This is a genomic window from Alcanivorax sp. HI0083, assembly GCF_001635175.1.
This window is the reverse complement of record NZ_LWFX01000674.1, coordinates 1-634: the sequence shown is the minus strand read 5'-3', so window position 1 is coordinate 634 and position 634 is coordinate 1. Positions and strand designations below refer to the sequence as shown.

Below are 634 nucleotides of genomic sequence, written 5' to 3'. Positions count from 1 at the left end.
CTTCGAGCTGACCCTCAAGCAGGCTTCCTGGATGGTGGCGGCCTCCTTTTTCCTGTCCTCTGTGCTCAACTACGTGCTGGCCAAAATAATTTTGACCAGCCCGCCGGGCAGCGAGGCATTCAATGCCGAACTGGGCAAGATGACAGCTCTGAGCTACCCGGTTATTGTCTTGCCCTCCATGATTGTGCTGATTCTTGCCATGCTCTTCCTGTTTCGCCGCATCGGCAAGCTGACCGGGCTAGACCTGGAAGACATCATGGCCGCACACCACCGCAAACCTGAATAAAGAGCGAAACCATGCTGTACGCGATCATCAGTGAAGATGTCCCTGACTCCTTGCCGTCACGCAAACAGGCTCGCCCCGCGCACCTGGCGCGGCTGGAAGCCCTCCGTGATCAAGGGCGCCTGCAACTGGCAGGGCCACACCCGGCTATCGACAGTGAAGACCCGGGCCCAGCGGGCTTTACCGGATCATTGGTCATTGCGGAATTTGATTCCCTGGACGCTGCCCAGGCCTGGGCGGATGCGGATCCGTATATGGATGCCGGCGTGTACGCCAGCGTTACGGTAAAGCCCTTCAAGCGCGTACTGCCCTGAAAGCTACAGCCGCAACGAATGGGCAGTCATGGCAATT

At 58.5% G+C, this 634-nt stretch carries 1 protein-coding gene and 1 pseudogene; both read left to right on the top strand.

Annotated elements, in window-relative coordinates:
* Window positions 1-286 (top strand): annotated as a pseudogene (locus tag A3754_RS06720) (MFS transporter); the annotation flags it as partial.
* Between the two features lie 11 nt (window positions 287-297).
* Entirely contained in the window at window positions 298-597 is a 300-nt protein-coding gene (locus tag A3754_RS06715) for a YciI family protein (RefSeq protein ID WP_063519151.1), read from the top strand.
* The last annotated feature ends 37 nt before the right edge of the window (window positions 598-634 follow it).